Origin of the sequence: Natrinema sp. HArc-T2 (genome assembly GCF_041821085.1) — an archaeon.
Taxonomy (GTDB): domain Archaea; phylum Halobacteriota; class Halobacteria; order Halobacteriales; family Natrialbaceae; genus Natrinema.
Window position 1 is genome coordinate 214,214 of the sequence record NZ_JBGUAZ010000005.1, and the last position, 25,641, is coordinate 239,854.

Consider the following 25,641-nt stretch of genomic DNA (forward strand, 5'->3'; position numbering starts at 1 on the left):
GTTTTCCGGTTCCCGATCGTAAACTCCGGGTATAAACGCTTGTACTGGCTGTTTTCGGGCAATACGGATCGGGCCAGCAAAATCCTTACCAAACATTTATATACTGTGGTGATACTACTATAAAAGTGCGATGACACGGTCCACCCGCCAGCGGGAGCGAACGCGCGAGACGGACGAGACCGAGGATCAGGAAGGGGTACGTGCCTGCCCCGAGTGTGAATCGGATAATCTCGTTAAGGACTCCGACCGGGGAGAGCTCATCTGCGAAGACTGTGGGCTCGTCGTGGAGGAGGAACAGATCGACCCCGGCCCGGAGTGGCGGGCGTTCAATCACCAGGAACGGCAGGAAAAGTCCCGCGTCGGCGCGCCGACGACCCAGACGATGCACGACAAGGGGCTGACGACGACAATCGACTGGAAAGACAAGGACGCCTACGGTCGCTCGATTTCTTCGAAAAAGCGCAGTCAGATGCACCGGCTGCGAAAATGGCAGGAACGGATTCGAACCAAAGACGCCGGCGAACGCAATCTCCAGTTCGCACTCAGTGAGATCGACCGGATGGCCTCTGCACTGGGGGTGCCACGCTCGGTTCGTGAGGTCGCGTCGGTCATCTATCGACGCGCGCTCAAAGAAGACCTCATCCGCGGACGCTCGATCGAAGGCGTCGCGACGTCGGCGCTCTATGCCGCCTGTCGCAAGGAAGGAATTCCTCGAAGCCTCGAGGAAATCTCGGAAGTCTCCCGCGTCGAACGCAAAGAGATCGGTCGCACGTATCGATACATCTCGCAGGAACTCGGCCTCGAGATGCGTCCCGTCGACCCGAAAAAATACGTCCCGCGCTTCTGTTCTGAACTCGAACTGTCCGAGGAGGTCCAGACCAAGGCCAACGAGATCATCGAGAAGACGGCCGAGGAAGGGCTGCTGTCGGGCAAGTCACCAACGGGATACGCCGCGGCTGCGATCTACGCTGCCTCCCTTCTCTGCAACGAGAAGAAGACCCAGCGCGAGGTCGCCGACGTCGCACAGGTGACCGAGGTGACGATCCGGAATCGGTATCAAGAACAGATCGAAGCGATGGGCATTCACGGCTAGCCGAGCGTCTTCACTCCCGATTTTATCGCGCGAAAATCCAACGTAGCAGCCGCATCGTCGGCTGATACGGTTTACTGTCAGTCATTGCCGGTGCACCCGCGACCGTCCTGCGGGTGCACCGGTAAACAGTGACAATAATACGTATGAAACGAAATGACCGTCGAACCCAACAGCTAGTCGTCTTTCCCGACGCTGATGACCTGCAACAGCGAGTAAACGGGGACGCCCTCAAGTTCTTCGACGCCCTGTTTGTCGGCGAGGACGACACAGGCGAGCGGTTTCCCGCCTTCGGCGCGGATGGCTTCGATCGTTTCGCGCATGGTGGTGCCACTGGTGACGATGTCGTCGACGACGTAGCACTCGCGGTCGCGGATACCGGCGAAATTTCGGCTAAACGTGCCGCCGAGTTCCTCGATATCGCCTTCCTCCCACTGGTGTTTCGCCGGCGTGTAGGTTCCGAGATCGGTCTCGAGTTCGCGTGCGACCAGCGTCGCAATGGGGCCGCCGGCTTTTTCGATACCGATCGTCAGGTCCACGTCTTCGCCGTGTTTGGCGAGCATGTCGGCCATCGCCGAGGCGATATAGTTCATTCGCTTGCTGTCCCGGCCGATCGCCGACCAGTCGACGTGGATGTCCTGTGGGCCGCTCACGCCGTTGGCCGGCGGCTGGGCCGGTTCCTCGGTCTGCTGGGGTGTCGTGCCGCTGCGCTCGACGAGCCAGCTCGCGGTCTCCCGCGAGACGTTTAGCTCGTCTGCAATCTCGCCCTTGGAGAGCCCCCGGGACGCGAGCTCGGCCGCGCTCTCGATGAGGTCGTCGACGTTTTTCATATAGCTGTGAATTCGACCGCCGTTTTTATAGTCGTGTCGTCATCCGGGGTTCCTGCCGACTCGTCGTCGGCAGTCGCGGTGTGTGGGAACGCACGATCGACGGACTCGAGGCCGTAGATCCCGGTCACGATCGCCTCGAGCAGCCAGTCGGGAAGCTCTGCGAGCGTGTCGATCGCCGCCTCGAAGTGGCTTCGATTGGAGTTGACGCTGCCGATGACGGCCTTGTTGTGAAGGACGAGTTCGCGATGTAGATGGCCGCCGTCGACTTCGAATTCCCAGTCGCCGGGGACGCCAAGTAGGGCGGCGACGCCGTTGGGAGCGAGCGCGTCGATGGACTCGAAAGCGTGTTTGGCGTAGCCAGTGGCCTCGTAGACGAGGTCCATCGGCTCGTAGGCCGCCGGAATCTCGGGGACCGGCGTCTCTCGGGAGTCGATGTAGGTCGCGCCGAGTCGCTCGATGACATCAATTACCGGATGTGGCCGGTCTTTCCGGCCGAGGCAGTAGACCCGCTCGAAGTCGTCTGCCGCGGAAAACATTGCGGCGGTCAACAGGCCCAGCGAGCCGGTACCGAGGACGAGCGCGGAGTCAGGCTGCCAGTCAAAGGCCGACCGGCTCGCGCGGGCGTGCCGGAGCGCCTTCTCGGTAATACTGAGCGGTTCGACGAGAAAACCCCACGGAGCGAGGTCGGCAGGGATCGGAACCAGAAACTCAGCCGGGCTCGTAATATACTCGGCCATGAACCCGTGTGCGCCGACGATCCCGCGTTCGACGTACGCGCCCGCGGGTGCCATATCGGGCTCGCCGCGCTCGAAGAACTCGTTGGTCTCCGTCCCCGGCGGTGGTCGACGGACCGTCGGGACGACGGACTGGCCCGCCTCGAGTCCGGTGTCGTTCGGATCGTCGACGACGCCGACGGCCTCGTGGCCGAGGACGAGCCGGTCGTCGCCTTCGGGAGGGCCGCCGTGGCTGCCCTCGATGACCTCGTAATCGGTACCATCGACGCCCACGCGGTGGATCCGCACGAGCGCCTCGCCGGGGGCTGGTTCTGGAACGGGCCGCTCGACGACATCGGGGACGCCCGCTCCGGGCTGGACTGCGATGGCTTTCATACAGACACAGTAGGACCTGTGTTGATAAATATTTATTCCCGTTCGAGTTAATTGGTGCAGTATGAACGATCCAGACAGTCAGGCACGGCGAACCGTCGGGCCGGAGTCCCGACGCGACCACCAGCGGAAACGATTATCCGACTGCCCATGCCTGTAGCCTCCATGGAGCGATACGATCTCGTCTACCAGCTCTACGACGAGTACGACACGAAGACGCTACGAGAGTTCCAGGAGTTCGTTGACGTCTTCCCGGCCGTCGACTCCCGGGTCGCCCTCGAGCACTGGCAGGGAGCGACCGAAGAACTCGAGGAACGCAAAGACGAGATCCGGTCGTCGTTTGCGGCCGGCGAGACGTTCGCAGAGATCGCCGCCCGAGCGACCCGCGATCAGGCGTTTACCGCGCTCGACCTCGAGGCGAAGTACGGGCGGGCGGTCAACGTCCTCGTCCTCGACGTCGACGAGACGCTGCGCTCTGCGGGTGGGACCGACAACGAGATCCCCCGTGAGACGCTGCATCTCCTGACCGAGTTCCACGAGGCTGGTGTCCCGATCGTCATCTGTACGGGCCAGACCTTAGAGAACGTCAAGGGATTCGCGATCCAGGGACTGGGCAGCGAGATCGTTCACTCGGGGAACCTCTCGATCGTCTACGAGGCGGGGACCGGCGTGTTCACGCCGGGCCACGGCGCGGACACGAAGCAGTTGCTCTACGAGGACTTAGAGGAGGAGATCCGCACCGTCTTCGACGACGTGCGCTCGCGCGTGCTCCCGGAGGCACCCGAGGAGCTTCGGCGCGGCTGTCACCTGCAGGGCAACGAGTTCAACGTCACGATGAAGCCCAACTACGAGACCGGCTCCGCGGACGCCCGCGAGATCATCGACGAGGCGCTGGTCTATCTCATCGACCTGCTCGCTGACGCCGTCGGCGGGATCCTCGCGAACGGCGAACCCGAACACGAGGGCGACCGCACGGTCGACGACGAGACAATCACCGACTGGACCCGCGCCTTCTACGCCGCACAGGACCCCGAGATCAGGGCAGTCCTCGAGAGCGAGGGGTCCTACCCCGACCTCGCGGCCGACGCAGTGCCCGACACACTCACCGCGATCCTCGAGCGGATCGACGTCGCCTACTACGAGGCCGACGCGGCCGAAATCGGCAGCCTCGAGCTGAACAAGGTGGTCGGCGTCGAGCGCGCGCTGGACGTCCTCGGGGTCGACGACCCGTTCGCGCTCGTGATGGGCGACTCGAAGAGCGACCTCCGCGTGATGCAGTGGGTCGCCGCAAACGACGCCGGCATCGCAGCCGCCCCGGAACACGCTTCGCAGGACACCTTAGAGCACGTCCTCGAAACGGACGAACTCGTCTTCGATCGCGGGAAAAGCGTCGACGTGCTCCGGACGGTGTACGCGCTCAATCGGCTGGCCCGACTCAGCTAAGCAGCACCCTCAGACGACGACCGCTGGTATCCCCGTTCGACAACGGCTTTCAGACCGTCACGAGCCGTGACGTGCTCGGTTAAACGGCCGGCATACAAAGGCCCGCCCATCAATCCGATTCGAGCCCTCTAGTTTTTCAGTACGACCGCGACAGTAGCGTCGTTCGTCGACCGGATTCGATACCACACCGAGATAGTACTGATGACGACGATCGCAGAACTCTCGCTTTCGACGGCGGAGTTTGCACTCGCACAGACCGTCGAACACCGACCGGCCCTCGAGCTTCGCGTCGAAAGCGTCGTCGCGGAGGGACCGACCCGGACCGCCCCGCTCGTCTGGTTCTCGAACGTCGACTCCGGGGCGCTCGAGCCGACCCTCGAGTCGGACCCGACCGTCGCCGAGTATCGGCAGCTGCTCGAGCGCACCGCCGACGGCGATCTGTTCTACCGGCTCGAGTACGCCGAGACCGCCGAGTCGGTCTGTCGGTGTGTCTACAGCCACGACGGAACGGTCCTCGACGCACACGTCCGCGACGAGCAGTGGACGCTCCGGCTGCTCTTTCCCCATCGCGAGGAGTTGGCAGCGGCCGTCACAGCGATCGAAGACCACGGCGTCAGCATCGACATCAGGCGCATGGTCGAAGCCGGGCAGGACGAGCAGTTCGAGACGACAGCGGCGCTGACCGAACCCCAACAGGAAGCGATCGCCGAAGCCTACCGCCAGGGGTACTACGACGTGCCACGCGAAATCTCGCTCGAGGAGCTCGCGAACGAACTCGACATCTCCCATCAGGCGCTCTCCGAGCGGCTTCGGCGGGCGAACCGCGTCCTCGCGGGCGAACGGATAGACGAGTCGGCAAGCGAGATAGCGACCCCGGACTGACGGCGAGTGCGAGAGCCGGCGGGCGTTTTTTGGCCGTGCTCGACGGAGAAGGCGGTATGTCACACCACGATCCCGGCGCTGCCGATCCGCTGTCGCTGCACGGCGTCGTGCCACCGACCGTCACCGCGTTCGACGCCGACGAATCCGTCGACTACGAGGGGACGGCCGCCCACGCCCGGTTCGTCGTCGACCGCGGCGCTCACGGGGTCTTCCCGCTGGGGACCAACGGCGAATTCCCGCTGCTGTCGGGCACGGAACGCGACCGAGTCGTCGAGGCCGTCGTCGACGAAATCGGCGGCGAGGTGCCGGTCATCGCCGGCGTCGGCGCACCGAGTACCTATCGGACCGTCGCCCACGCCGAACACGCCGAATCCGTCGACGCGGACGGGATCGTCGTCGTCACGCCCTACTACTACCCGCTGGACCACGAGGGCGCGATCGAGCACTACCGGCGGGTCGCCGAGGCCGTCTCTGTCCCGGTCTACATCTATCACATCCCGAGCAAGACCGGCAACGAACTGTCCCTCGAGACACTGTCCGCCCTCGCAGAGATCGACACCATCGCCGGCGTCAAAGACTCGAGCAAGGACGTGCCGTGGCTCGCCCAGGCGATCGATGCCAATCCCGACCTGACCTTCCTCGCTGGGTCGGACTCGCTGGTCTTCACCGGACTCGAGGTGGGCTGTTCGGGCGCGGTCAGTGCCGTCGCGAACGTCTTCCCGGAGCTCGTCGTCGACTGCTACGAGGCCTACGATGCGGGCGACGAGGACCGCGCACGCGAACTCCAGAGTACGATCTTCCAGGTACGAAACGCGCTCAAGACCGGCGGCGCGTACATGTCTGGCGTCAAAACGGCGCTTCGCATGCGCGACTTCGACGCCGGCCCGTTGCGGAGTCCGCTGCGGCTGAAAGACGACGGGTCCGCGCAGGAAATGCGCGAGCAACTCGAGGAACTGGACCTCGCTGGGCTCTAATACGGTCTGCTGTCACGGTTTCTCGGTGCCCGCAGGGCGGTCGCGGGCCCGCTGGACATGACTGACAGGAGTCCGTATAACTCGGTCGGCTGTCGGCGAACAGTATATTCACGTCCCGCCCGTACCCACGTTCGTGACCGGATACGACGCCGTCGTCTACGATCTGGACGGAACGCTCGTGGAACTCGACGTCGACTGGGACGCCGTCGCCGTCGACGTTCGGGAGATCTATCACCGTGCGGACATCGAGCCGCCGGGTGACGGACTCTGGGGAATGCTCGAGACAGCCAGCGACGTCGGACTGGCAACGGACGTCGAGGCCGCCATCGCGACCCACGAACACGACGGGGCGCGAACGTCGGCCCGACTCGCCCACGCCGACGACCTTCTCGAGCGGTCGCTACCGGCAGGCGTCTGTTCGCTCAACTGCGAGCGGGCCTGTCGGATCGCACTCGAGGAACACGCGCTCACGTCGGCGGTCGATGCCGTGGTCGGCCGTGATACGGTCGAGACGTGGAAGCCGGATCCAGAACCGTTGCTCGCGACCGTCCGCCGACTCGACGCCGATCCTGACCGAGCGCTCTTCGTCGGTGACTCCGCGCGAGACCAGCAGACCGCAAAACGAGCAGGCGTCGACTTCGAATACGTCGGTGAGGGACCGTCAGGTGTGTGAGACGGTCTGCTGTCACGATGTACCGATGCAACCGCAGTGCGGGTCGCGGTTGCACCGGACATGACTGACAGTAGTCCGTATGACAGGAGTTCGTATGAGAGACGGGTCGACTACGTCTGGTTTCGTTTCGCGTAGGCAAACACGATGAGCGACGTGACCAGCCAGACCGGGGCCCCGACCCGGATCGCAAACTCGGCGCGGTCCATCCATGTCGGCAGGGTTGCGGTCGTCGACAGCGCAGCGACGATCGGCGCGCCGATCAAGATCGTGATGACGAAGGTCATCTGCATGACCCAGCCGTAGTCAACGCCGTCAGGTGAGGTCGTTTCGACGCGTTCAGGCACGCTCGAGTATGGCAACCCGGTCCTCTTAAGCGCCGCGGGTGTGTCGCGAGCGGCGTCGACGCGAGAACAACGACGTTTAATCATCGGACACGAACCTATGGGTATGCCTACCGTGCGGGATCTCAAAGCGAAGGCGGGCGACGAGCCGATCACGATGTTGACGGCCTACGACGCGCCGACGGCGTCGATCATCGATGAGGCCGGCACCGATATCATCCTCGTCGGCGACAGCCTCGGAAACACCAGTCTGGGCTATGAGACGACGCTACCGGTCACTGTCGACGACATGGTGCGCCACACCGCAGCGGTCGCGCGTGTAACCGACGACGCCCTCGTCGTCGCCGACATGCCGTTTCTCTCGATCGGCGTCGACGAGGCAGCCAGCGTCGAGAACGCCGGTCGAATGCTCAAAGAGGCCGACGCACAGGCGGTCAAGCTCGAGTGTGGTCCCCATACCGTCGAGCTGACCGAGAAGCTGGTCCAGCTTGGCATTCCCGTGATGGCCCACCTCGGACTGACGCCCCAGCACGTCAATCAGTACGGCGGCTATCCACGTCAGGGAACTGAACAGGAAGCCGCCGAACGCATTCTCGAGCTAGCCGAAGCCCACGCGGACGCCGGTGCGTTCTCGCTCGTTTTAGAACACGTCCCGGCGAACCTCGCAGCCGACATAACACGGGCACTCGAGATCCCGACGATCGGGATCGGTGCCGGTCCGGACTGTGACGGACAGGTGCTCGTCATCGACGACGTCGTCGGCCTGAGCGAGTGGGCGCCCTCGTTTTCGAAACAGTTCGGCAACGTCCGCGCGGAGATGGAGTCAGCCGTCGACGACTACGTGTCGGCCGTCGAAGACGGTGCGTTCCCTGCCGACGAACACAGCCACGAGGAAGGCGACCTCGAGGAGCTCTACTGAGCTCGTCGGACACCAGTCCGTGATCGCCCAACCAAATTATATGTGATAATATAGCATATAGAGTGCTGTCGGTATAGGGGCAGTATTTATATATCCGAACGGTGGAGACGAAACCATACCGCGAGGATCGCACCCATGAACGACTCATCGATGGGAATTACGCCCGAAACGACCACCAAACACACGTCGCAGCTCCAACACATTACTGTCGAACAAGACGACGTAGCAGTCTGTACGATGTTTCCACAGAGCGCTGACGAGAAGACGGCTGCGACGCAGTGGATCACCGCGACCGCCGATTCGTTCGTCTCCCTCGGGGAACGGCGGTAGCCCACGGAGCGGGCCGGAGCGGGCTGGACAGTGTTCCGGACTCCGTCGTCTGTGACGCGACGTGGCGCTTCCCCTGCGACCGTGTGCCGTCGACTAGTCGACGTGTGCGGTCAGAAACTCGTCGACCGTCTCGTTGAACGCTGCCGGCTGTTCGACCATCGCCAGATGTGCCGCGTCGTCGATCTCGGCCAGTTCGCATGCGTTGATCTCGTCAGCGAGAAACTCGTGGAACCACGGCGGTGTCAACTGGTCGTGCTCGCCATACACGGCGAGTGATGGGGTGTCGATCTCGCCGAGCCGATCGCGAACGTCGAACTCGTGGCTCGTCAAGAAATCCCGCTGTGTGACCGTCTGCCCAGTATCGTACATCTGCGCCATCGAGCGCTCGCGCAGTTTCTCGTCGGGATCGTGAAAGAGCCGATCCGGCCCGTGTAGGAACTCGACAGCCCGTTCGAAGTCCGAGTCGAGCCACGTCAGCAGATCCTCGAGCACACCGAGACGAGCACCCGTTCCCGTCAGGACAGCCGCTGCAGGATCGAACTCGCGCTCGAGCAAGATCTGTAACACGACAGCGCCGCCAAGCGAGTTCCCGACGAGGACCGCCGAATCGGTGTCGTCGACGACGGCAAGCACGTCGTCGGCGTAGGCTGACAGTGCCGTATACCCGGCGCTCGCATCGACGTCGTCCGACTGGCCGTGCCCACTGAGATCGAGCGTGACGATCGGATACCGGTCGGCGAGTGCGTGCTGGCCGTTCCAGACCTCGTGTGATCCGCCACCCCCATGGACGAAACAGATCGGCGGTCCGTCACCACCCTGGTCGACGACCTCGTATGCCGTCTCCCGATCGTTGTGTGATACCGTTTCCATATCCGACAAAACGGGCGGAGCGGGTATAAAGGCTCGAGCCACCGCTCACCGGCGACCGCCAGCAGCGGAGGTTTGCACAAACGGGGTGAATCAATGGACGGTACGAGTCGACCCAAAATCGTCGTGCCTCGCTGTGAACCACAAACAGAGGACTCTCTTGGTGGTTAGCTCCCGTCTTGCGATTGTCGGCGAAATATTTATATGTCTTTAGAGCTAACCTTGGGTTAGTTGAAGCATGACTCTCGAGCAATTCACCCGTGAAGAGGGGCAGTTAGCCCGTCGGTACGAGTACGACGATGCCACGGTGATGGCCGTCGACTTCGGCAGCGAGGCGACTGAGGCCTCGGTCGATGTCGTCGACGATACCGTCATCATCGTCGTCGCTGACGACCAGTACGAGATCGATCTTCCCGACAGCGTCGAAGACGCGCACACGTTTATGAAAAATGGCGTGCTCACTGTCGAACTGGAGGACGAACGATGAAACTCACCGTCAAACCACTCAAACAGAAAGACGCGGGCCGTGGACTGGCTGCGATCGACCGCGTCTCGATGAACGAACTCGGCCTCGAGAACGGCGACTACATCGTCATCTCGGGCAACGGTGACGGCCAAGCCGTCGCGCGCGTCTGGCCCGGCTATCCCGAGGACGAGGGACGCGGGATCGTCCGGATCGACGGTCGTCTCCGACAGGAGGCCAATGTCGGGATCGACGACAGCGTCACCGTCGAACCTGCCGACGTCAAACCCGCCAAGTCGGTCACCGTTGCGCTGCCACAGAACCTCCGCATTCGAGGGGACATCGGCCCGCTCGTCCGCGACAAGCTAAGCGGTCAGGCCGTCACCGAGGGCCAGACAGTACCGTTCTCGCTGTCGTTTGGCCCGATGGCCAGCTCCGGCCAGTCGGTCCCGCTGAAGATCGCAGGCACCTCGCCGTCGGGGACCGTCGTCATCACGGACTCGACCAGCATCGAGATCTCTGAGACGCCGGCCGAACAGGTCAGCGCCGGCGGCGCCCCGTCCGCCGAGGGCGTCCCGAACGTCACCTACGAGGACATCGGCGGCTTAGACGAGGAACTCGATCAGGTCCGCGAGATGATCGAGCTGCCGATGCGCCACCCCGAGCTGTTCCAACAGCTTGGCATCGAGCCGCCGAAAGGCGTCCTCCTGCACGGCCCGCCGGGCACCGGGAAGACGCTGATGGCGAAGGCCGTCGCCAACGAGATCGACGCCCACTTCGAGACGATCTCCGGCCCGGAGATCATGTCGAAGTACTACGGTGAAAGCGAGGAGCAACTCCGCGAGGTCTTCGAGGAGGCAGAAGAGAACGCCCCCGCGATCATCTTCATCGACGAACTCGACTCGATCGCCGCCAAGCGCGAGGAGGCCGGTGGCGACGTCGAACGGCGCGTGGTCGCCCAGCTCCTCTCGCTGATGGACGGCCTCGAGGAACGGGGCCGGGTCACCGTCATCGGCGCGACCAACCGCGTCGACGCGCTCGACCCCGCACTTCGGCGTGGCGGTCGTTTCGACCGCGAGATCGAGATCGGCGTCCCGGACAAGGAAGGCCGCAAGGAGATCCTGCAGGTCCACACCCGCGGGATGCCCTTGGACGAGTCCATCGACCTCGAACACTACGCCGAGAACACCCACGGCTTCGTCGGGGCCGACTTAGAGAGCCTGGCCCGTGAGAGCGCGATGAACGCGCTCCGGCGCATCCGGCCCGAACTCGACCTCGAGAGCGAGGAGATCGACGCCGATGTCCTCGAGTCGCTGGAGGTCGGCGAGGATGACTTCAAAGAGGCACTCAAGGGCATCCAGCCCTCCGCGATGCGCGAGGTCTTCGTCGAGGTCCCCGACGTCACGTGGAACGACGTCGGCGGCCTGAGCGATACCAAAGAGCGCCTGCGCGAGACGATCCAGTGGCCGCTCGACTACCCCGAAGTCTTCGAGCAGCTAGACATGGAGGCCGCCAAGGGCGTCCTCATGTACGGTCCACCGGGCACCGGGAAGACCCTGCTCGCGAAGGCCGTCGCCAACGAGGCCCAGTCGAATTTCATCTCGATCAAAGGCCCCGAACTGCTCAACAAGTACGTCGGCGAGTCCGAGAAGGGCGTCCGTGAGGTCTTCGAGAAGGCGCGGTCGAACGCCCCGACCGTGATCTTCTTCGACGAGATCGACTCGATCGCGGGCGAACGCGGCCAGCGCCAGGGTGACTCCGGCGTCGGCGAACGCGTCGTCTCCCAGCTGCTGACCGAACTCGACGGCCTCGAGGAACTCGAGGACGTCGTCGTCATCGCCACGACCAACCGCCCGGACCTGATCGACAGCGCCCTGCTGCGTCCCGGTCGACTGGATCGCCACGTCCACGTGCCGGTCCCCGACGAGGACGGTCGCAAGAAGATCTTCGAGGTCCACACCCGCGACAAACCACTGGCCGAATCGGTCGACCTCGAGTGGCTCGCCGCCGAGACGGAGGGCTACGTCGGTGCCGACATCGAGGCGGTCTGTCGCGAGGCCTCGATGGCCGCCAGCCGCGAGTTCATCAACTCGGTCGACCCCGACGAGATGGACGACACGATCGGGAACGTCCGCGTCGGCAAAGAGCACTTCGAGCACGCACTCGAGGAGGTCAGTCCGAGCGTGACCCCCGAGACGCGCGAGCAGTACGAGGAACTCGAAGAGGAGTTCCAGCAGGCCGAACCGACCCAGGACGAACAGCTCGGTCGGACCTTCCAGTAAGGGCAACCGCCGCGGCCCGTGACTCGCGTTTTTTGATGGCAGCACTCGACTGACCAGAGCGGTGTGACCGATGTAATCAGTGCATTGCTGTGACCGCTTCGCTCATACGGACTCCTCATACGTCTGCTGTCACGATGTCCCGGTGGGACAGCAGGACGAGCCGCGGGTGCACCGGCACTGACTAACAGGAGTCCGTCTCAGCAGTGTCGGCGAGTCCGTGACGGTCCTGTGGCCCCACGGCACATCGGGTCAGCAGACCGTCTCAGTGTGCAACGTCGACCGGCTCGAGCGCCGCCAGCACCTCGTCGGCGTGGCCCTCGGGCGAAACACCCTCGTAGACCGCCTCGATGCGGCCGTCAGGGCCGACAACGTAGGTGTTGCGGAAGACGCCATCGAAGGTCTTGCCGAACATTCGTTTCTCGCCGTAGGACTCGTACAACGTCGCGACCTCGCCGAGTTCGTCCGAGAGGAGATCGAACTCGAGGTCGTACTCGGCTGCGAAGTCGGCAAGATCGTCGACGGGATCGTCGCTGATGCCGACGACAGCAGCATCGCGGGCTGCAAATTCCGAGAGCGCGTCGTTGAACGCGCAGGCTTCAGTGGTACACCCGTCCGTGTTCGCGCGGGGATAGAAGTAGACGACGAGCCGTTGGCCCTCGAAATCCGAGCCGCTGATCGTCTCGCCGTGCTGGTTTGGCAGTTCGAACGGTGGTGCCTCGTCACCGACATCAAGCATGCCTCCGAGTTAGCGACAGCAGTTGTATGTGTTATGATTCACTATCGGCAAATATGTAGGAGACGGGTTGACAAGTAGTTCACTATCAGAAACTATGTAGTGTTAGTTGGACAAACAGAGTTATCCATTCAGCAGACGCAAACGATCGTTGTCAACGATGAGTCATCCCGAGCGATCGCGTCGCCACTGACTGGTTGGCAACAGTAGCTCTTGCGGTCGCAACTCGTTATTCGAGGCGTTCGGCCGCCTCCCGGTCGACGAGCGGCGCGGCGTTTTGCTCCGGTAGCGTGACAATGTCGTCGCTGGTCAGTGTGTACTCGCGGTCGTCGACGCCGAGGATCTCGCCGATATCGCGGGTAATCCGGACAGTCGTGCGATCGACGGCAGCACCCTCGCTGTCGGCAGACGAATCAGCGTCGGATTCCACAGCTCTCGAGTCGGCAGCATCAGCGTTCGAGTCCGCGCCGTCGATTGGATCCTCACGTCCGACCGACTGCTCCGGGTCGGTCGCTGCCGAATCGGATGTGGCGTCCCCGGCACCCCCGTCCGCACCACCGATCGGTGGACCGTCACCACCCATGACATCCGCAGGCGAGACGCCGCTCGAGGCATCTTCTGCTGATCCCTCGCCGGCGGGATCGATGTCTGCCGGCGGTTCTTCCGGCGGGATGGGTGGGGAATCATCCGCGGGCGGATGGTCGGGTGCTGGCTCGGTCAGGTGCGAGTCGCGTGTGGGCTCGTCAGCCGCGGTCGCGTCTGCTCCGGCATCGGTTGGCGGTTCCTCGACGCCCTCGAGGACATCCAGCACCCGACTTTTGTTCGCACTGATGCGCTCGACGAGATCGTCGAAAAGATCCGCCTCTTCGGCGGTCAGTCCCTCGTCATCGGCGGCCATGCCGGCCGCGGCGAGACTGGCCTGCTTGACGAGTTTACCCATGCGGCGTTCGTAGATCGCCTCGACGACGTCTTTAGCAGTCTCGATTTCGTCGGTCAGCCGACCGACTTCGGGCGAGGAAAAGGGATCGTCGGTCGCTTCGGCGACGCGGTCGCGTTCGTCTTCTAGATCGGCGATGTACTCGCCGACCTCCTGATAGAACGAGGGGCGCAGGTTCTGGAGGCTGTCTTTCTTTCGCTCCTTGCTCTGGACCGAACGCAACTCGTCTAGATTCATTCTTTCTCCTTCTCGGCGCGGCCGCGTGCCATCAGGAACACGGCGACGTACTCGGGTAGTGACTGGTCTCCCTCCTGGACCGTAAAGCTATCTCCACCGAGTTCGACCTCGCCGCCGTCGGTAACGTCGACGGCGATTTCGTGGCCGACGAAGGTCTCGGGGACGGCGTCGACCAGCGGGTCGAAATCGTCGATTTCGTCGCGTGCGAGACGGACCGTTTTCAGTCCGCTGCCGCCGTGGAGACTGCCCGGCAGCCGGATGAGTCGGTTCGTATCCGTCGTGACGGGTTCGTCGATGGGCGCGTTGTCCCGCTCGACGGCTTTGCTCGCGAACCGCTCGGCCAACTGTGCGATCGCAGTGTGGACGGTGACGTTACCCGCCTCGAGGCCCTCGCGGTTGTTGCGAGCCGCGTTCAGCGTCGCCGTCGCTTTCCCCTCGCCGATGCCGTCGAAGGTCTGGAGGCGCTCGAGGGCTGCGTCCTCTTCCATTGCGAGCAACTCGTCGATGAAGGCCATAAAGTGGTCGTGGATGCGAGCTCCCCAGCCGCCCTCGACCTGGAGGGTGCGCCGCTCGGTCGGGGTCTTTCGCCCCAGGCCGGCGACGGTCTCGGTCTCGATCAGTTCGTCGTACTCGAGGCCGATCCCCCGGACGTAGTCGACGATCTCGCGGCGGTGTTCCCGCTCTAGGTGCAAGACGTTCTCGTCGCGGACGTGGACGTGATAGCCCCGCCCGCCCGAGAAGACGATCTCGAGATCCTCGAAGGCGAAGTCATCCTCGAGGAACTCGAGGAGACGACCGAGGGCGTCCTTACATTTTGCGAGCATCTCGGCGTAGCTGTCCTCACCGAGCGTGACCGACGGCAGGTGGTCGGCGTCTAAGTCGAAGACGAGGTCGGCAGCCTGCCAGTCCTTTTCGTGCATCGAACTCGCGCCGGGATCGCGAAAGCGCCCCGCCGAAAAGTAGACGTGGCGCGGGCGCTTGCGGACGAGAAACTCCGAGAGATCGCCTAACTCGAGTAGCGAACGGTGGCGGACCATCGTCGTATCCGGGCCGTCCGTCCAGGGGATGTAGCCCCACTCGCGTTCGTTGGCCGCGGGCGGCGGCGTAATCTCCGTCCGTCGATAATGGTCACGAAATCGCCCGCGAAGGTAGGCCCTCGTTCGCTCTTCCATACGCTTCGCCTACTCATCGTGGGTCCGGTATAACTGTATTGAACTGGCCGTGCGAGAAGGGGCGTCGCCAGCGAGTCAGCGCCGAATGAGATCGGTGATTCGGTCGGCGATACCGACGTCAGAGCCGAGTTTCAGGTAGTAGGCGTCGCCGCCGTCTTCATAATAGTTGTCGATCCGCCGTTTGATCTCGAAACCGAGGTGTTCGTAGAACTGCAACGCGTTCTCGTTGCTCGTCCGGGCGTGACACGTGATCGTCTCGTGGTCGTCCGCGACGTGGGCGATGAGGCGTTTCCCGATGCCTTCTCCGCGATGGGCCGGGGACACTGCCAGAAAGAGAATGTAGCCGTCACGTCGAACGGCGGCAAACCCGATGAGGTCCTCGTCCTGTACGTAACAGTAGACTTTCGACCGTCGGTACGCGTCAGTAAAGAACCCGTACCGCTGCTTGAGCACATCTTCCTGACGGTTGATTTCCTCCTTTAGCTGCCAGGCTTCGTCGACGAAGTCGTCACTCCCCGGGGCGACGACGCGACTGTCGATGTTGACGCTCACTATCACACACTACCAGCGTCGTCAATATAATTCCACCGGCAGTCGGTGTGCGAGACCGTAGACACGACCGACAAATCAAGCGATAGCCTGTCTGAGATGGCGGTTCACATCCCACATAACCGAACGATCACTGCTCTCGATACGTCGAAACGACGAGCATAGAAGGTCGACCGACGAAACGGGGCTATGGGATTCGAACTGCGCGACCACACGGCCGACGTTGCGGTCTCGGCAACTGGTGACTCACTCGAGACGACCTTCGCGGCAGTGGCCGACGGCCTCGCGGCCGCCTCCTGTGACGAGATCCCGACCGGAAGCGGTGAGCGCTTTTCGCTGTCCGTGACAGCCGAAGGCCGCGAGGCGCTGTTGTTCGACTATCTCGACGAACTGATCTACCTGCGCGATGTCCGAGCGGAACTCCCCGTCGCCCACCGCGTCGACTCGATCGACGTCGAGTCAACCGACGGCACCGAGGAGTGGTCGCTCGAGGCCAGCGCTCGCGGCGTCCCACTTTCCGAAATCGACGCCCGCGAGGTGAAGGCCGTGACCTACTCCGAGATGTCTCTCGAGCGCGCTGACGACGGGGGCTGGGAGGCCTACGTCGTCTTCGATGTCTAGAAGGCCACACGCCGCAGTCCGCCGGTGGTCGTCTCGCCACGCTGACCCAGTACTCGAGTCACCGACCGACAGCCGCTATTCGACGCGAGAGACGAACATCTTTCTTCGCGGCAGTCGGACAGCAACGTATGACCACCTTCGACGCAAACGGCATCACGCTCGAGCGGGTACGCGAGCACGTCTGGGAGATCCCACAGGAAGGCAATATGCGCGCCCCCGCGCGGGTGCTTGCGAGCGAAGCGCTGCTCGAGGAGATCAAGGAAGACAAGACGCTCGAGCAGATCAAAAACACGACCCACCTGCCCGGCATCACGAACCACGCGATCTGTATGCCCGACGGACATCAGGGGTATGGCTTCCCGGTCGGTGGAGTCGGTGCGCTCGACGCCGAAAACGGTTGTATTTCGCCCGGAGCGGTCGGCTACGATATCAACTGTGGCGTCCGGATGATGCGGACGAACCTGACCTACGACGACCTCAAGGGCCACGAGGAAGAGCTCGTTGACTCTCTGTTTGCCAACATTCCGTCGGGGCTCGGCGGCGGCGGGGTCGTCGAGGCCGGCGTCGACACCGTCGACGAGATCCTCGCTCGCGGCGTCGACTGGGCGCTCGAGAACGGCTACGCGGTCGAAGACGACCTGCTGCACTGCGAGGACGAGGGGATGCGCGAGGGCGCAGCCCCAGAAAAGATCAGCCAGAAAGCCAAAGACCGCGGGAAGAACCAGATCGGCTCGCTGGGATCGGGGAATCACTTCCTCGAGGTCCAGCGCGTGACCGACATCTTCGACGATGAGGTCGGCGAGGCGTTCGGCCTCTCTGAAGACCAGATCGTCGTCCTGATCCACTGTGGCTCGCGCGGGCTGGGCCATCAGACCTGTAACGACTACCTGCGGAAGATCGAACAGCAACACCAGGGGCTGTTGAACCAGCTGCCGGACAAGGAACTCGCGGCCGCGCCCGCGGGCTCACAGCTGGCCGAGGACTACTACGGCGCGATGAACGCGGCGATCAACTTCGCGTGGGTCAACCGCCAGCTGATCATGCACCGCACGCGGCAGGTCTTCGAGCGCGTCTTCGACCGCTCGTGGGAGGACATGGAGATGGACCTGCTGTACGACGTGGCCCACAACATCGCGAAAAAGGAGACGCATACAGTCGACGGCGAAGAGCGCGAACTCTATGTCCACCGGAAGGGTGCGACGCGGGCGTTCCCCGCCGGCCATCCCGAGATCCCGAACGCCTACCGCAACGTTGGCCAGCCGGTGATCATCCCCGGCAGTATGGGTGCGGGCAGCTACGTCCTCCGTGGTGGCGAAAACTCGATGGATCTGACCTTTGGGTCGACTGCCCACGGCGCGGGGCGGCTAATGAGTCGGACCCAGGCCAAAAACGAGTACTGGGGTGGCGATGTCCAGCAGGAACTCGAGGAACAGGACCAAATCTACGTCAAGGCCCAATCAGGCGCGACGGTCGCCGAGGAAGCGCCAGGCGTCTACAAGGACGTCGACGAGGTCGTCCGCGTCTCGGACGAGCTGGGCATCGGCGACAAGGTCGCGCGGACGTTCCCCGTCTGTAACATCAAAGGCTAAGCGTCGGCGAGTGCCTCGAGCAACATCGCTTCGAGCGGTTCCTTGGCCGCCTCGTTCTGGACGTTGAGCGCCGAACAGTCGACGAGTTCCTCGACGAGGTCGACGCCCGCGGTCGTGTTCGTCGTGATCCCCGCGACGAGGTCGGGCGAGTGCCCGAACGCCTCCTCGATCCCGACGACTGCGTAGGGGTCGGACGCACAGAGGACGGTGAAGGCGACGTGGTCTGCGAGCATGTCGACCACGGCTTCCCCGTTGTACGGCTCGAGCGGGCTGGCACCGACCTCGGCGACGATGACGTCTGCCTCCTGGAGCCGGGCGAAGACCGGCTGGACGGCTTCCCGGAAGGTGTCTTCGGGGACGACCGTCGTCGGCAGGCCCGCGTCGACGAAGTCGTAGATGGGGTCTGCGCCCGCCACCTCCATCGACAACACGTCGCCGTAGGTGCCCGCGCCCGCCAGTTTACAGGCGGCGACGTCGTACCCGTTCTCGACGAGGACGCGGGTGATCACCCGACCAGTCATGGTCTTGCCGGCGGACATACTCGTCCCGAGGACGAGGACGACCGGGGTCTCAGGCGTCGTCGACGTCGCTGTCAGGCCGTAGTCGGACATTCGGGCGATGCCGTCGTCGACGACGTGGCCCTCGTATTCGACCTCGACCGGCGTCTTACTGAACGGCGAGGCCGAGGTGACGCGACCGAGAACGCCGCCGCCGGTCATGATATCCAACAGTCCGTCGTCGCCGACGTCTCGCCAGCTCCCGACCAGCTCGCGGGTCGCGCGACGGGTACCCAGCGCGCCGACGATCGTCTCACCCTCCATCAGTTCGACGCGTCTCCCACGCGGGTTCTCGACCCTGACGCCAGGATTAGGGCGTTTGGTCACCCGGGCGAACACGTAGTCACCCGTCTCCCACTGTGATGTGGGCTGGGATTCGATGTCGTACGAGCGCTGCTCGAGATCGGCGATTCGCGTGACTGAAGTGTGAACGTCTGCGTTCATGCGTAACTAATTGTGGTCGGTTGGAAGCGGTTCGTCGTGCAAACAGGCAGCAAGCAGCGCAACTCGGTCGACGAGTGCCTCGAGGTCGACGTACTCGTAGGTCTGGTGGGCGCCGTCGCCGACCGCGCCGAACCCGTCGATCGTCGGGGCGTGCTGGCTGGCGTCGTTCCCGTCGCTTGCGCCACCCGAGCGCGTCCCTTCCAGTGAGAGCCCAAGTCGCTCCCCGAGTGTCTGGACACGCTCCCAGAGCAAGCGATTGCCCGCCGTGGGTTCCATCGGCGGTCGCCCGAACCCACCGTCGATCGTCAGTTCGGTGCCCGGCGTCGTGGCCTCGAGCGAGCGGATCTCCGCCGAGACGGCCTCGGCTGCCTCGTCAGTCGGTGCGCGCACATCGACTTCGGCCCGTGCGTTCGGCGCGACGACGTTCGACCGCAGCCCTGCTTCCACCTGCCCGACGTTGACGGTGACGCCCGAGTCGATGTCGGTGAGTTCGTGGAGCCGATGGATGACGGTGCCGAGCTCCTCCGTCGCGCTGGCTCCCTCTTCGGGCTCGAGTCCGGCGTGGGCGGCCTTCCCCTCGATCGTGACCGTGAAGTGGCCGACCGCTTTCCGTGCGGTCTTGATTTTGCCCTCCGGACCGCTGGCGGGCTCGAGCACGAACACCCGGTTCGCTTGCTTGGCGAGCTCGATGATCCGGGACTTGGATTCGGGGCTGCCGATCTCTTCGTCGCTCGAGACGAGGACGCGAACCGGCAGCGACGGCTCGAGCGAAAGGTCGTCGAGGGCATGGAGCGCGAAAACGGCCTGTGTCAGGCCGCCTTTCATATCGAGCGACCCCGGGCCCTCGAGGACGTCGTCGCGGATTTCGGGCGGGTCCTCCTCGACGGTGCCCCGCGGCCAGACGGTGTCCGCATGCCCGATCATGAGCTGGATCTCGTCGGTGTCGTCCTGGCTCGGCGTCCACGCCTCGAGCTGGCCGCCGGTCTCCTCACCCGGAACGCGCTCGGTTTCCAGGCCTGCCTCGTGGAAGTCACCCGCCAGCCGATCGAAGAAGTCGTCGAACGTCTCTGGGTTCTCCGTGGGCGTCTCCAACTCGACCAGCTCGAGGAGGTACTTCGACAGGTCCTCGCGATGGGCGCGTGCCCACTCCTGAATCCGCTGTTCGGCGGTAGATTCCGGCCCCGGCTCCGGTTCCGAGGCGGTCATCGCTCGAAGCCCTCCGGGAACGGGAACGCCTGGCTTTCGTTGATCGAAGCGAACCGGTCGGGGTAGAGGTGTGCCAACACCGGGGCCTGCTCGAGCAGCGTCTCGGGCTCGACATCGTCGCTGCGGTAGGCGTCGGTATGGACGTGTTTGCCGACGACCGTACCGGCGACGAGTTCGCCGTCGTCGAACGCGACGATCCGGTCGAGTTCGCACTCGAGGACGCCGTAGGCACCAGCCACGGCGGGCGCGTCGACAGCGTCGGCGTCGACCGTGTCGATTTCGGTCAGCGAGGGTTTGTCGCCCTCAGCGGTCCGGGGTGCTGCGGCGAGGCTGGCGTCGAGGATGTCGTCGGGCCGGGGATAGCTAACGGTAAACGCTCCCGTCCGCTCGATGTTCCGGTAGGTTCCGTGCTCGGGCGTACAGATGAACCCGAACTGGTCCGCCCAGCCCAGCGGGATCGCCATGTGTTTCGGCGCCAGGTCGTCCGAGCCATCTTCGTCACGCGTCCCGACGATCACCAGCGGTGCCGCCGTATACAGCGTCTCGAAGAACAATTGATCCGGCTGCAGCGTGACGAGGTCGGGATCGTTCGAGAGAGTCATTCAGTTGTCTATGGGTCACATAGACACCCACACCCATACTGATTTTGTTAATTATATAAAATCAGGAATAACGCGTCGCGTTGAAGGGCGATCGATTCGGCTCGCACTGTCCGACCGTGAGTCCGCTCGAGCGTCCAGTAGCCACCGATCCCGGGCAGTTACTTCAGCCGGAACGGGTTCTCGCCATCGTCCTCGTCGTCCTCATCCCCAGTCGACTCTCCCTCGTAGGGTTTTCGCGCCGTAATCGTCACCGTCGCCTCGGGATCGTCCTCGTCGGCCCACGGGCTGTCGTACGCCGAGAGCTCGAGATCGGTGACGTCCCACCCCTCGGCTTCGATGAGTTCGACGAGCCGACGCTGGTCTGTGAGCATGTCCTCGTCCATACCTCGGCTTCGAACGTGGGCGAGGTATGTCTTCTGCCGATTCGGCTCCGAGTCGCGTCAGGACAGATCGTCGGTAGTGACGAGTTCCTTCGCGAGCGTCCGATGGGCGCGGCGCAGCCGCTCGGAGAGCGCCTGATGGGAGATGTCGAGTTCGTCCGAGAGTTCGTCCATGTCCATCTCGCGGGGGATCTCGTAGTAGCCGGCCTCGAGGGCCGCGACCAGCGATTCGTACTGGGCGTCGGTGAGCCCATATCGACCGTGGCGACGCTCCTCGAGCCGATGGATACGCAAGATTTCGATGGAGAGTCCCTGCTCGGTCGCGAACTCGTAGGTACGTGAGAGTGCCGCCCGGTCGGGGAAGAGCATGCGGAACTGCCACTGGGTGTTCTCGACGGCTGCGTCGAGCACCGTCGCGTGCGCGTCGGTCAACAGAGACACCGTGACAGCGACGTGGTCGACCCACTCGACCCGGTACAGTGACCTGTCGTCACGGGCGACAAGCCGGGTCGCGTCGTCGACGCTCGGATCGGCTGCTAATGCGTCGTCGACGGCTGCAAGCGTCGACGAATCGGTAGCAAACCAGACGTACGGCATAACGTGGCCCGGATCGGCAGCGACGACGCGTTCGATCGCCACGTCGACGTCGGGCACCGCCTCGAGCGTGTCACGAAGTGCGACCTCGGCGGCAGGGACGGCGAGTTCCGCGATGGTACTCATGGCGGCGACCACCACACGGAGCAACATGATACTGGGGTCGGGCATGCCACGCGACCGACTGGCCGTGCCCGCACGTTCCTGCAACCAAAATCGGTTACGAGACCCCGAACACGCCGGCGCACTTAAGCGGATTCGAATGTAACCGAGTAGCATGCTCACCGACGAGTTCGGGCGGGAGGTAACTGGCGTCCGCGTCTCTCTCACTGATCGGTGTAATTTCGACTGTGTCTACTGTCACAACGAAGGGTTAGGCGACACCCGTGGGCCGATGGATCCAGCGGACAACGAGATGACCGCCGACGACGTCGTCCGCTTTCTCGAGGTCGCCGCCGAGTTCGACGTCGACGCAGTCAAGTTCACCGGCGGCGAGCCGCTGCTCCGACAGGACTTAGAGGAGATCATCGCACGCACACCGGATCAAATGGAAGTCTCGCTGACCACGAACGGTTCTTTTCTCCCCGACCGGGCCGAGAGCCTCGTCGACGCAGGGTTAGAGCGGGTCAACGTCTCTCAGGACGCACTCGATCCGGCGGATTTCGCCGAGATCACGAAAAGCGGAGCCTACGAGAAGGTCATCGAGGGGGTCGAGGCAGCGCTCTCCGCGGGGCTCGACCCGGTCAAACTCAACATGGTCGTCTTCGAACACACCGCAGGCTACGTCCCGAAGATGGTCGACCACGTCGCCGAAAACGACGGGCTCCAGCTGCAGTTGATCGAGTACATGCCCGAACTGACGGGCAAGCCCGAGTGGAACATCGAGATCGAACGGGTCCACGGCTGGCTGGCCGAACAGGCAGACGAGATCGAACATCGGGAGATGCACGATCGAAAGCGCTACTGGGTGAGCAACGACGATGGCGAGGGCCGGGGGATGGTCGAGATCGTCGACCCCGTCGAGAACCCGACGTTCTGTGCGAACTGCCATCGGGTTCGGGTCACCCACGAGGGCTACTTGAAGGGCTGTCTGAATCGCAACGACGATCTCAAACCGATGGGAGAGATGACCAAACCCGAGATCCGCGAGGCGTTCCGCGAGGTCGTCACCAACCGGGTCCCCTACTACGGCGAGTACATGATCCGAAACGACGAGGGAGAGTGGGAGTTAAACGAGAAGTACCTCGAGGAGTACGCCGAGGCCTGATCGTCGACCACCGGTGGAGGCGTCTGGGCCACTAGGGTGGGACTCGAGCGCAACGGATTCTGTGACGGAGTTACACAACTGGCTGCCGTCTTTCGTTGCCCTTAAGTATTCGACGGGGGTAGGAGCGAGTGCAATACGTGTAGGGGAGCGATCCCCGAGTCCGAGAGGGCGATGATAGACCGACCGTGTTGTGGTAGCCAAGCGGCCCAAGGCGCATGGTTGCTAACCATGTGGCGTCAAGCCTCCGGGGTTCGAATCCCCGCCACAACGTCGGATCCTTCGCTGGCGTTTTCCCGCCAGTCGATTTGCACCGCACGCAGACTAGAGACAGATACACGACATCATGAGCGCGGAAGAACCTCAAGAACAAGAAGACGACGAAGATCTCCGTTACTTCGTCCGCATCGGGCAAACCGACCTCGATGGGACGAAGTCCGTCGAGCGCTCGCTCTCGGAGATGAACGGGATCGGTCGCCGGACCGCCCGACTCATCGCCGAGGAAGCGGGCGTCGACCGAACGGCGACGTTCGGCCGACTCGACGACGACATCATCGACGAGGTCGTCGAGGTCGTCGAAAACTACGCCAACGAAGTCCCGGACTGGCTCAACAACCGCCAGGCGGACTTCTACACCGGCGAGACGACCCACGAGATCGGCAACGATCTTCAGTTGACTCGACAGCACGACATCAACCGGATGAAGATGATCGACTCCTACAAGGGCACGCGCCACAAGCGCGGCCAGAAGGTCCGCGGGCAGCGAACCAAGTCCACCGGTCGGACGGAGGGCACCATCGGAGTCAACGTCGAAGAGATCCGCGAAGAACAGGCCGAAGAGGCTGCCGGCGAAGAGGGTGAGGGCGAATAATGCCACTCGGCACCGACACCAAGCAGTACGAGACGCCGAATCACCCCTACCAGGGTGAGCGCATCGCCTCCGAACACTCCCTTGTCGACCGCTACGGCCTCAAGAACAAGGAAGAACTCTGGCGTGCCCAGTCCGAGCTTCGCTCCTACCGGCGCGAGGCCCGTGACCTGCTCGGCCAGGCCCAGGACGACGACGTCGTCATCCGCCGCTCCGAGGAATTCCTCGGTCGGCTCAAGCGCGTCGGCATCCTCAACGAAACCGACGAACTCGGCGACGTCCTGAGCCTCGAGATCGAGGACGTCTTAGAGCGCCGACTGCAGACGGTCGTCTACCGATCCGGACTGGCGAACACGACCCAGCAGGCTCGGCAGTTCATCAGCCACGGCCACATCGTGGTCGACGGCCAGCGCCACAGCGTCCCGTCCTACGTCGTCGACATCGACGAGGAGGATCTGGTGGCCTTCGACGAGAACAGTCCGCTCGCGGACGAACTTCACCCCGAACGCGCGGAGGGTCAGTAAACCATGAGCCAGGACGACGACAAGTGGGGAATCGCCCACGTGCACGCATCGTTTAACAACACCGTCATGACCGTGACCGACCTCACGGGCGCGGAGACGATCGCCAAGTCCTCCGGTGGGACGGCGGTCAAACAGAACCGCGACGAGGCGTCGCCGTACGCGGCCATGCAGATGGCCGAGTCCATCGCCGAAGAGGTCAAAGCGGCCGGCATCACGGGTCTGCACGTTCGCGTGCGTGGCCCCGGCGGCAACCTCCAGAAGTCCCCCGGTCCCGGCGCGCAGGCGACGATCCGCGCGCTCGCACGCTCGGGTATCGAAATCGGGCGCATCGAGGACGTCACGCCGATCCCCCACGACGGATCGCGCGCACCCAAAGGCAAGGGCGGCTACTAGATCATGACAGAGGAGTACGACGTCGAGTTCGTCGAACGCGAGGATCGTGAGGCACGGTTCCTCGTTCGCGGCGTGACACCCGCGTTCGCCAACGGCATCCGTCGCGCGATGGTCGCCGACGTGCCGACCATGGCCATCGACACCGTCCGGTTCGTCGAGAACTCGTCGGTCATGTTCGACGAGCAACTCGCGCTCCGACTCGGGCTCGTCCCACTGACGACGCCACCGGTCGGCGAGTTCGCCGAGGACGACACCGTCACGCTCTCGATCGACGTCGAAGGGCCGGCCACTGCCTACTCCGGCGACCTCGTCTCGAGCGACGAGCTCGTCCAACCCGCGGACGAGAACGTTCCGATCATCGAACTCAAAGACGACCAGCGCCTCGAAGCCGAGGCCGACGCCATCATCGACCGCGGGAAAGACCACGCCAAACATCAGGGCGGGGTTGCGGTCGGCTATCGTCACCTCCAGCGTGTGGAGGTCGACGGTGATCTCCCCGAGTTCGAAGAGCAAGAGAGCCGGATCATCCGCGGTGTGATCGAAGACGACGGCGAACTCGTCTCGACAAGCGAGTTCGACCACGACCTCTCGAACCGATACCCTGGCAAGCAGGTCCGGGTCGAGGACGTGCCCAACGCATTCGTCTTCCACGTGGAGACGGACGGCTCCTTTACCGTCGAAGAGCTGGTCACGCGAGCCGCAGAGACGATCGCGGCGCGCGCGACCGAACTCGAAGACGCAGTACAGCTATAGATATGAACCGACGCCCCC

Annotated in this window: 29 protein-coding genes and 1 tRNA gene; 17 read left to right on the forward strand and 13 right to left on the reverse strand. The window is 63.6% G+C overall.

Features of this window, described 5'->3' with window-relative positions:
- Positions 1-130 precede the first annotated feature (130 nt).
- Positions 131-1,093 (forward strand): transcription initiation factor IIB family protein, encoded by a 963-nt coding sequence (locus ACERI1_RS13795; RefSeq protein ID WP_006184711.1) that lies wholly within the window; start codon positions 131-133, stop codon positions 1,091-1,093.
- Positions 1,094-1,266: 173 nt separating this feature from the next.
- Here ACERI1_RS13795 and gfcR read toward each other — a convergent pair whose 3' ends face one another.
- Entirely contained in the window at positions 1,267-1,920 is a 654-nt protein-coding gene (gene gfcR, locus ACERI1_RS13800; protein WP_373618871.1) for a transcriptional regulator GfcR, read from the reverse strand.
- Complete coding sequence (locus tag ACERI1_RS13805; RefSeq protein ID WP_373618873.1) at positions 1,917-3,029, reverse strand: glucose 1-dehydrogenase; 1,113 nt, start codon at positions 3,027-3,029, stop codon at positions 1,917-1,919. The genes gfcR and ACERI1_RS13805 overlap by 4 nt, the downstream gene beginning before the upstream one ends.
- Positions 3,030-3,191: 162 nt before the next feature.
- Between ACERI1_RS13805 and ACERI1_RS13810 the strand changes: the two genes are divergently transcribed.
- The 4 genes from ACERI1_RS13810 to ACERI1_RS13825 all read left to right on the forward strand — a co-directional run bounded on the left by ACERI1_RS13810 (position 3,192) and on the right by ACERI1_RS13825 (position 6,998).
- Positions 3,192-4,469: an HAD family hydrolase gene (locus ACERI1_RS13810; RefSeq protein WP_373618875.1), complete on the forward strand. Its 1,278-nt coding sequence runs from the start codon at positions 3,192-3,194 to the stop codon at positions 4,467-4,469.
- Between the two features lie 201 nt (positions 4,470-4,670).
- Entirely contained in the window at positions 4,671-5,351 is a 681-nt protein-coding gene (locus tag ACERI1_RS13815; RefSeq protein ID WP_373618877.1) for a helix-turn-helix domain-containing protein, read from the forward strand.
- A 56-nt stretch (positions 5,352-5,407) separates the two neighbouring features.
- Positions 5,408-6,325, forward strand: coding sequence for a dihydrodipicolinate synthase family protein (locus ACERI1_RS13820; RefSeq protein ID WP_373618879.1), 918 nt, complete (start codon positions 5,408-5,410; stop codon positions 6,323-6,325).
- Between the two features lie 133 nt (positions 6,326-6,458).
- Positions 6,459-6,998, forward strand: coding sequence for an HAD family hydrolase (locus ACERI1_RS13825; RefSeq protein ID WP_373618880.1), 540 nt, complete (start codon positions 6,459-6,461; stop codon positions 6,996-6,998).
- Positions 6,999-7,108: 110 nt separating this feature from the next.
- Here the strand turns inward: ACERI1_RS13825 and ACERI1_RS13830 are convergent, their stop codons facing one another.
- Entirely contained in the window at positions 7,109-7,342 is a 234-nt protein-coding gene (locus tag ACERI1_RS13830) for a DUF5822 domain-containing protein (protein WP_373618882.1), read from the reverse strand.
- Between the two features lie 103 nt (positions 7,343-7,445).
- On the opposite strand from ACERI1_RS13830, the gene panB reads away from it, so the two are divergent.
- On the forward strand, positions 7,446-8,258 hold the full coding sequence (gene panB, locus ACERI1_RS13835) for a 3-methyl-2-oxobutanoate hydroxymethyltransferase (RefSeq protein WP_373618883.1): 813 nt from the start codon (positions 7,446-7,448) through the stop codon (positions 8,256-8,258).
- Positions 8,259-8,393: 135 nt separating this feature from the next.
- The gene (locus ACERI1_RS13840) at positions 8,394-8,588 is read left to right on the forward strand and encodes a hypothetical protein (RefSeq protein ID WP_373618885.1); all 195 of its coding nucleotides are present in this window, start codon (positions 8,394-8,396) and stop codon (positions 8,586-8,588) included.
- Between the two features lie 93 nt (positions 8,589-8,681).
- Here the strand turns inward: ACERI1_RS13840 and ACERI1_RS13845 are convergent, their stop codons facing one another.
- On the reverse strand, positions 8,682-9,458 hold the full coding sequence (locus ACERI1_RS13845; RefSeq protein WP_373618887.1) for an alpha/beta fold hydrolase: 777 nt from the start codon (positions 9,456-9,458) through the stop codon (positions 8,682-8,684).
- A gap of 235 nt (positions 9,459-9,693) precedes the next feature.
- Between ACERI1_RS13845 and ACERI1_RS13850 the strand changes: the two genes are divergently transcribed.
- Both ACERI1_RS13850 and ACERI1_RS13855 read left to right on the forward strand, forming a co-directional pair.
- A complete protein-coding gene (locus tag ACERI1_RS13850; protein WP_373618888.1) occupies positions 9,694-9,942 on the forward strand; it encodes an Hsp20/alpha crystallin family protein in 249 nt (82 codons plus the stop codon).
- Positions 9,939-12,200 carry a CDC48 family AAA ATPase gene (locus tag ACERI1_RS13855; protein WP_373618889.1) on the forward strand — a complete coding sequence of 754 codons (2,262 nt, stop codon included), beginning with the start codon at positions 9,939-9,941 and terminating at the stop codon, positions 12,198-12,200. Before ACERI1_RS13850 ends, ACERI1_RS13855 begins: the two co-directional genes overlap by 4 nt.
- Positions 12,201-12,462: 262 nt before the next feature.
- On the opposite strand, the gene bcp is transcribed toward ACERI1_RS13855, so the two are convergent.
- The 4 genes from bcp to ACERI1_RS13875 form a co-directional block, all read right to left on the reverse strand.
- On the reverse strand, positions 12,463-12,936 hold the full coding sequence (bcp, locus tag ACERI1_RS13860; RefSeq protein ID WP_373618891.1) for a thioredoxin-dependent thiol peroxidase: 474 nt from the start codon (positions 12,934-12,936) through the stop codon (positions 12,463-12,465).
- 226 nt (positions 12,937-13,162) lie between these two features.
- The gene (locus ACERI1_RS13865; RefSeq protein WP_373618893.1) at positions 13,163-14,107 is read right to left on the reverse strand and encodes a hypothetical protein; all 945 of its coding nucleotides are present in this window, start codon (positions 14,105-14,107) and stop codon (positions 13,163-13,165) included.
- Complete coding sequence (priS, locus tag ACERI1_RS13870; RefSeq protein WP_373618894.1) at positions 14,104-15,279, reverse strand: DNA primase small subunit PriS; 1,176 nt, start codon at positions 15,277-15,279, stop codon at positions 14,104-14,106. Before priS ends, ACERI1_RS13865 begins: the two co-directional genes overlap by 4 nt.
- 75 nt (positions 15,280-15,354) lie before the next feature.
- Entirely contained in the window at positions 15,355-15,831 is a 477-nt protein-coding gene (locus tag ACERI1_RS13875) for a GNAT family N-acetyltransferase (RefSeq protein ID WP_373618895.1), read from the reverse strand.
- A gap of 186 nt (positions 15,832-16,017) precedes the next feature.
- Between ACERI1_RS13875 and ACERI1_RS13880 the strand changes: the two genes are divergently transcribed.
- Positions 16,018-16,449 carry an archease gene (locus tag ACERI1_RS13880; protein WP_373618896.1) on the forward strand — a complete coding sequence of 144 codons (432 nt, stop codon included), beginning with the start codon at positions 16,018-16,020 and terminating at the stop codon, positions 16,447-16,449.
- A 128-nt stretch (positions 16,450-16,577) separates the two neighbouring features.
- Positions 16,578-18,038, forward strand: coding sequence for an RtcB family protein (locus ACERI1_RS13885; protein WP_373618897.1), 1,461 nt, complete (start codon positions 16,578-16,580; stop codon positions 18,036-18,038).
- Here the strand turns inward: ACERI1_RS13885 and ACERI1_RS13890 are convergent.
- The 5 genes from ACERI1_RS13890 to ACERI1_RS13910 form a co-directional block, all read right to left on the reverse strand.
- Positions 18,035-19,039 carry a hypothetical protein gene (locus tag ACERI1_RS13890; protein ID WP_373618899.1) on the reverse strand — a complete coding sequence of 335 codons (1,005 nt, stop codon included), beginning with the start codon at positions 19,037-19,039 and terminating at the stop codon, positions 18,035-18,037. The two genes, ACERI1_RS13885 and ACERI1_RS13890, sit on opposite strands and share 4 nt — an antisense overlap.
- Positions 19,040-19,045: 6 nt before the next feature.
- Positions 19,046-20,245 (reverse strand): M20 family metallopeptidase, encoded by a 1,200-nt coding sequence (locus tag ACERI1_RS13895; RefSeq protein WP_373618901.1) that lies wholly within the window; start codon positions 20,243-20,245, stop codon positions 19,046-19,048.
- Positions 20,242-20,847, reverse strand: a complete 606-nt coding sequence (locus tag ACERI1_RS13900; protein ID WP_373618903.1) for a flavin reductase — start codon at positions 20,845-20,847, stop codon at positions 20,242-20,244. The genes ACERI1_RS13895 and ACERI1_RS13900 overlap by 4 nt, the downstream gene beginning before the upstream one ends.
- 158 nt (positions 20,848-21,005) lie before the next feature.
- Positions 21,006-21,230, reverse strand: coding sequence for a hypothetical protein (locus ACERI1_RS13905; RefSeq protein ID WP_373618904.1), 225 nt, complete (start codon positions 21,228-21,230; stop codon positions 21,006-21,008).
- Positions 21,231-21,287: 57 nt separating this feature from the next.
- The gene (locus tag ACERI1_RS13910) at positions 21,288-21,947 is read right to left on the reverse strand and encodes a helix-turn-helix domain-containing protein (protein ID WP_373618906.1); all 660 of its coding nucleotides are present in this window, start codon (positions 21,945-21,947) and stop codon (positions 21,288-21,290) included.
- 151 nt (positions 21,948-22,098) lie between these two features.
- On the opposite strand from ACERI1_RS13910, the gene moaA reads away from it, so the two are divergent.
- The 6 genes from moaA to ACERI1_RS13940 all read left to right on the forward strand — a co-directional run bounded on the left by moaA (position 22,099) and on the right by ACERI1_RS13940 (position 25,623).
- Positions 22,099-23,088, forward strand: coding sequence for a GTP 3',8-cyclase MoaA (gene moaA, locus ACERI1_RS13915; RefSeq protein ID WP_373618907.1), 990 nt, complete (start codon positions 22,099-22,101; stop codon positions 23,086-23,088).
- 187 nt (positions 23,089-23,275) lie between these two features.
- Positions 23,276-23,358: transfer RNA gene (locus ACERI1_RS13920), tRNA-Ser, on the forward strand.
- Positions 23,359-23,431: 73 nt separating this feature from the next.
- Positions 23,432-23,956 carry a 30S ribosomal protein S13 gene (locus tag ACERI1_RS13925; protein WP_373618909.1) on the forward strand — a complete coding sequence of 175 codons (525 nt, stop codon included), beginning with the start codon at positions 23,432-23,434 and terminating at the stop codon, positions 23,954-23,956.
- Positions 23,956-24,477, forward strand: coding sequence for a 30S ribosomal protein S4 (locus ACERI1_RS13930; protein WP_373618911.1), 522 nt, complete (start codon positions 23,956-23,958; stop codon positions 24,475-24,477). Before ACERI1_RS13925 ends, ACERI1_RS13930 begins: the two co-directional genes overlap by 1 nt.
- A 3-nt stretch (positions 24,478-24,480) precedes the next feature.
- The gene (locus ACERI1_RS13935) at positions 24,481-24,870 is read left to right on the forward strand and encodes a 30S ribosomal protein S11 (RefSeq protein WP_008012909.1); all 390 of its coding nucleotides are present in this window, start codon (positions 24,481-24,483) and stop codon (positions 24,868-24,870) included.
- A 3-nt stretch (positions 24,871-24,873) separates the two neighbouring features.
- Positions 24,874-25,623, forward strand: a complete 750-nt coding sequence (locus ACERI1_RS13940; RefSeq protein WP_373618913.1) for a DNA-directed RNA polymerase subunit D — start codon at positions 24,874-24,876, stop codon at positions 25,621-25,623.
- Positions 25,624-25,641 lie beyond the last annotated feature (18 nt).

Excerpts from the sequence above, each read along its gene's own strand:
- ACERI1_RS13795 (WP_006184711.1), top strand. The coding sequence starts at position 131 with ATGACACGGTCCACCCGCCAGCGGGAGCGAACGCGCGAGACGGACGAG.
- gfcR (WP_373618871.1), bottom strand. The coding sequence starts at position 1,920 with ATGAAAAACGTCGACGACCTCATCGAGAGCGCGGCCGAGCTCGCGTCC.
- ACERI1_RS13805 (WP_373618873.1), bottom strand. The coding sequence starts at position 3,029 with ATGAAAGCCATCGCAGTCCAGCCCGGAGCGGGCGTCCCCGATGTCGTC.
- ACERI1_RS13810 (WP_373618875.1), top strand. The coding sequence starts at position 3,192 with ATGGAGCGATACGATCTCGTCTACCAGCTCTACGACGAGTACGACACG.
- ACERI1_RS13815 (WP_373618877.1), top strand. The coding sequence starts at position 4,671 with ATGACGACGATCGCAGAACTCTCGCTTTCGACGGCGGAGTTTGCACTC.
- ACERI1_RS13820 (WP_373618879.1), top strand. The coding sequence starts at position 5,408 with ATGTCACACCACGATCCCGGCGCTGCCGATCCGCTGTCGCTGCACGGC.
- panB (WP_373618883.1), top strand. The coding sequence starts at position 7,446 with ATGCCTACCGTGCGGGATCTCAAAGCGAAGGCGGGCGACGAGCCGATC.
- ACERI1_RS13840 (WP_373618885.1), top strand. The coding sequence starts at position 8,394 with ATGAACGACTCATCGATGGGAATTACGCCCGAAACGACCACCAAACAC.
- ACERI1_RS13845 (WP_373618887.1), bottom strand. The coding sequence starts at position 9,458 with ATGGAAACGGTATCACACAACGATCGGGAGACGGCATACGAGGTCGTC.
- ACERI1_RS13850 (WP_373618888.1), top strand. The coding sequence starts at position 9,694 with ATGACTCTCGAGCAATTCACCCGTGAAGAGGGGCAGTTAGCCCGTCGG.
- ACERI1_RS13855 (WP_373618889.1), top strand. The coding sequence starts at position 9,939 with ATGAAACTCACCGTCAAACCACTCAAACAGAAAGACGCGGGCCGTGGA.
- bcp (WP_373618891.1), bottom strand. The coding sequence starts at position 12,936 with ATGCTTGATGTCGGTGACGAGGCACCACCGTTCGAACTGCCAAACCAG.
- ACERI1_RS13865 (WP_373618893.1), bottom strand. The coding sequence starts at position 14,107 with ATGAATCTAGACGAGTTGCGTTCGGTCCAGAGCAAGGAGCGAAAGAAA.
- priS (WP_373618894.1), bottom strand. The coding sequence starts at position 15,279 with ATGGAAGAGCGAACGAGGGCCTACCTTCGCGGGCGATTTCGTGACCAT.
- ACERI1_RS13880 (WP_373618896.1), top strand. The coding sequence starts at position 16,018 with ATGGGATTCGAACTGCGCGACCACACGGCCGACGTTGCGGTCTCGGCA.
- ACERI1_RS13885 (WP_373618897.1), top strand. The coding sequence starts at position 16,578 with ATGACCACCTTCGACGCAAACGGCATCACGCTCGAGCGGGTACGCGAG.
- ACERI1_RS13890 (WP_373618899.1), bottom strand. The coding sequence starts at position 19,039 with ATGAACGCAGACGTTCACACTTCAGTCACGCGAATCGCCGATCTCGAG.
- ACERI1_RS13895 (WP_373618901.1), bottom strand. The coding sequence starts at position 20,245 with ATGACCGCCTCGGAACCGGAGCCGGGGCCGGAATCTACCGCCGAACAG.
- ACERI1_RS13900 (WP_373618903.1), bottom strand. The coding sequence starts at position 20,847 with ATGACTCTCTCGAACGATCCCGACCTCGTCACGCTGCAGCCGGATCAA.
- ACERI1_RS13905 (WP_373618904.1), bottom strand. The coding sequence starts at position 21,230 with ATGGACGAGGACATGCTCACAGACCAGCGTCGGCTCGTCGAACTCATC.
- ACERI1_RS13910 (WP_373618906.1), bottom strand. The coding sequence starts at position 21,947 with ATGAGTACCATCGCGGAACTCGCCGTCCCTGCCGCCGAGGTCGCACTT.
- moaA (WP_373618907.1), top strand. The coding sequence starts at position 22,099 with ATGCTCACCGACGAGTTCGGGCGGGAGGTAACTGGCGTCCGCGTCTCT.
- ACERI1_RS13925 (WP_373618909.1), top strand. The coding sequence starts at position 23,432 with ATGAGCGCGGAAGAACCTCAAGAACAAGAAGACGACGAAGATCTCCGT.
- ACERI1_RS13930 (WP_373618911.1), top strand. The coding sequence starts at position 23,956 with ATGCCACTCGGCACCGACACCAAGCAGTACGAGACGCCGAATCACCCC.
- ACERI1_RS13935 (WP_008012909.1), top strand. The coding sequence starts at position 24,481 with ATGAGCCAGGACGACGACAAGTGGGGAATCGCCCACGTGCACGCATCG.
- ACERI1_RS13940 (WP_373618913.1), top strand. The coding sequence starts at position 24,874 with ATGACAGAGGAGTACGACGTCGAGTTCGTCGAACGCGAGGATCGTGAG.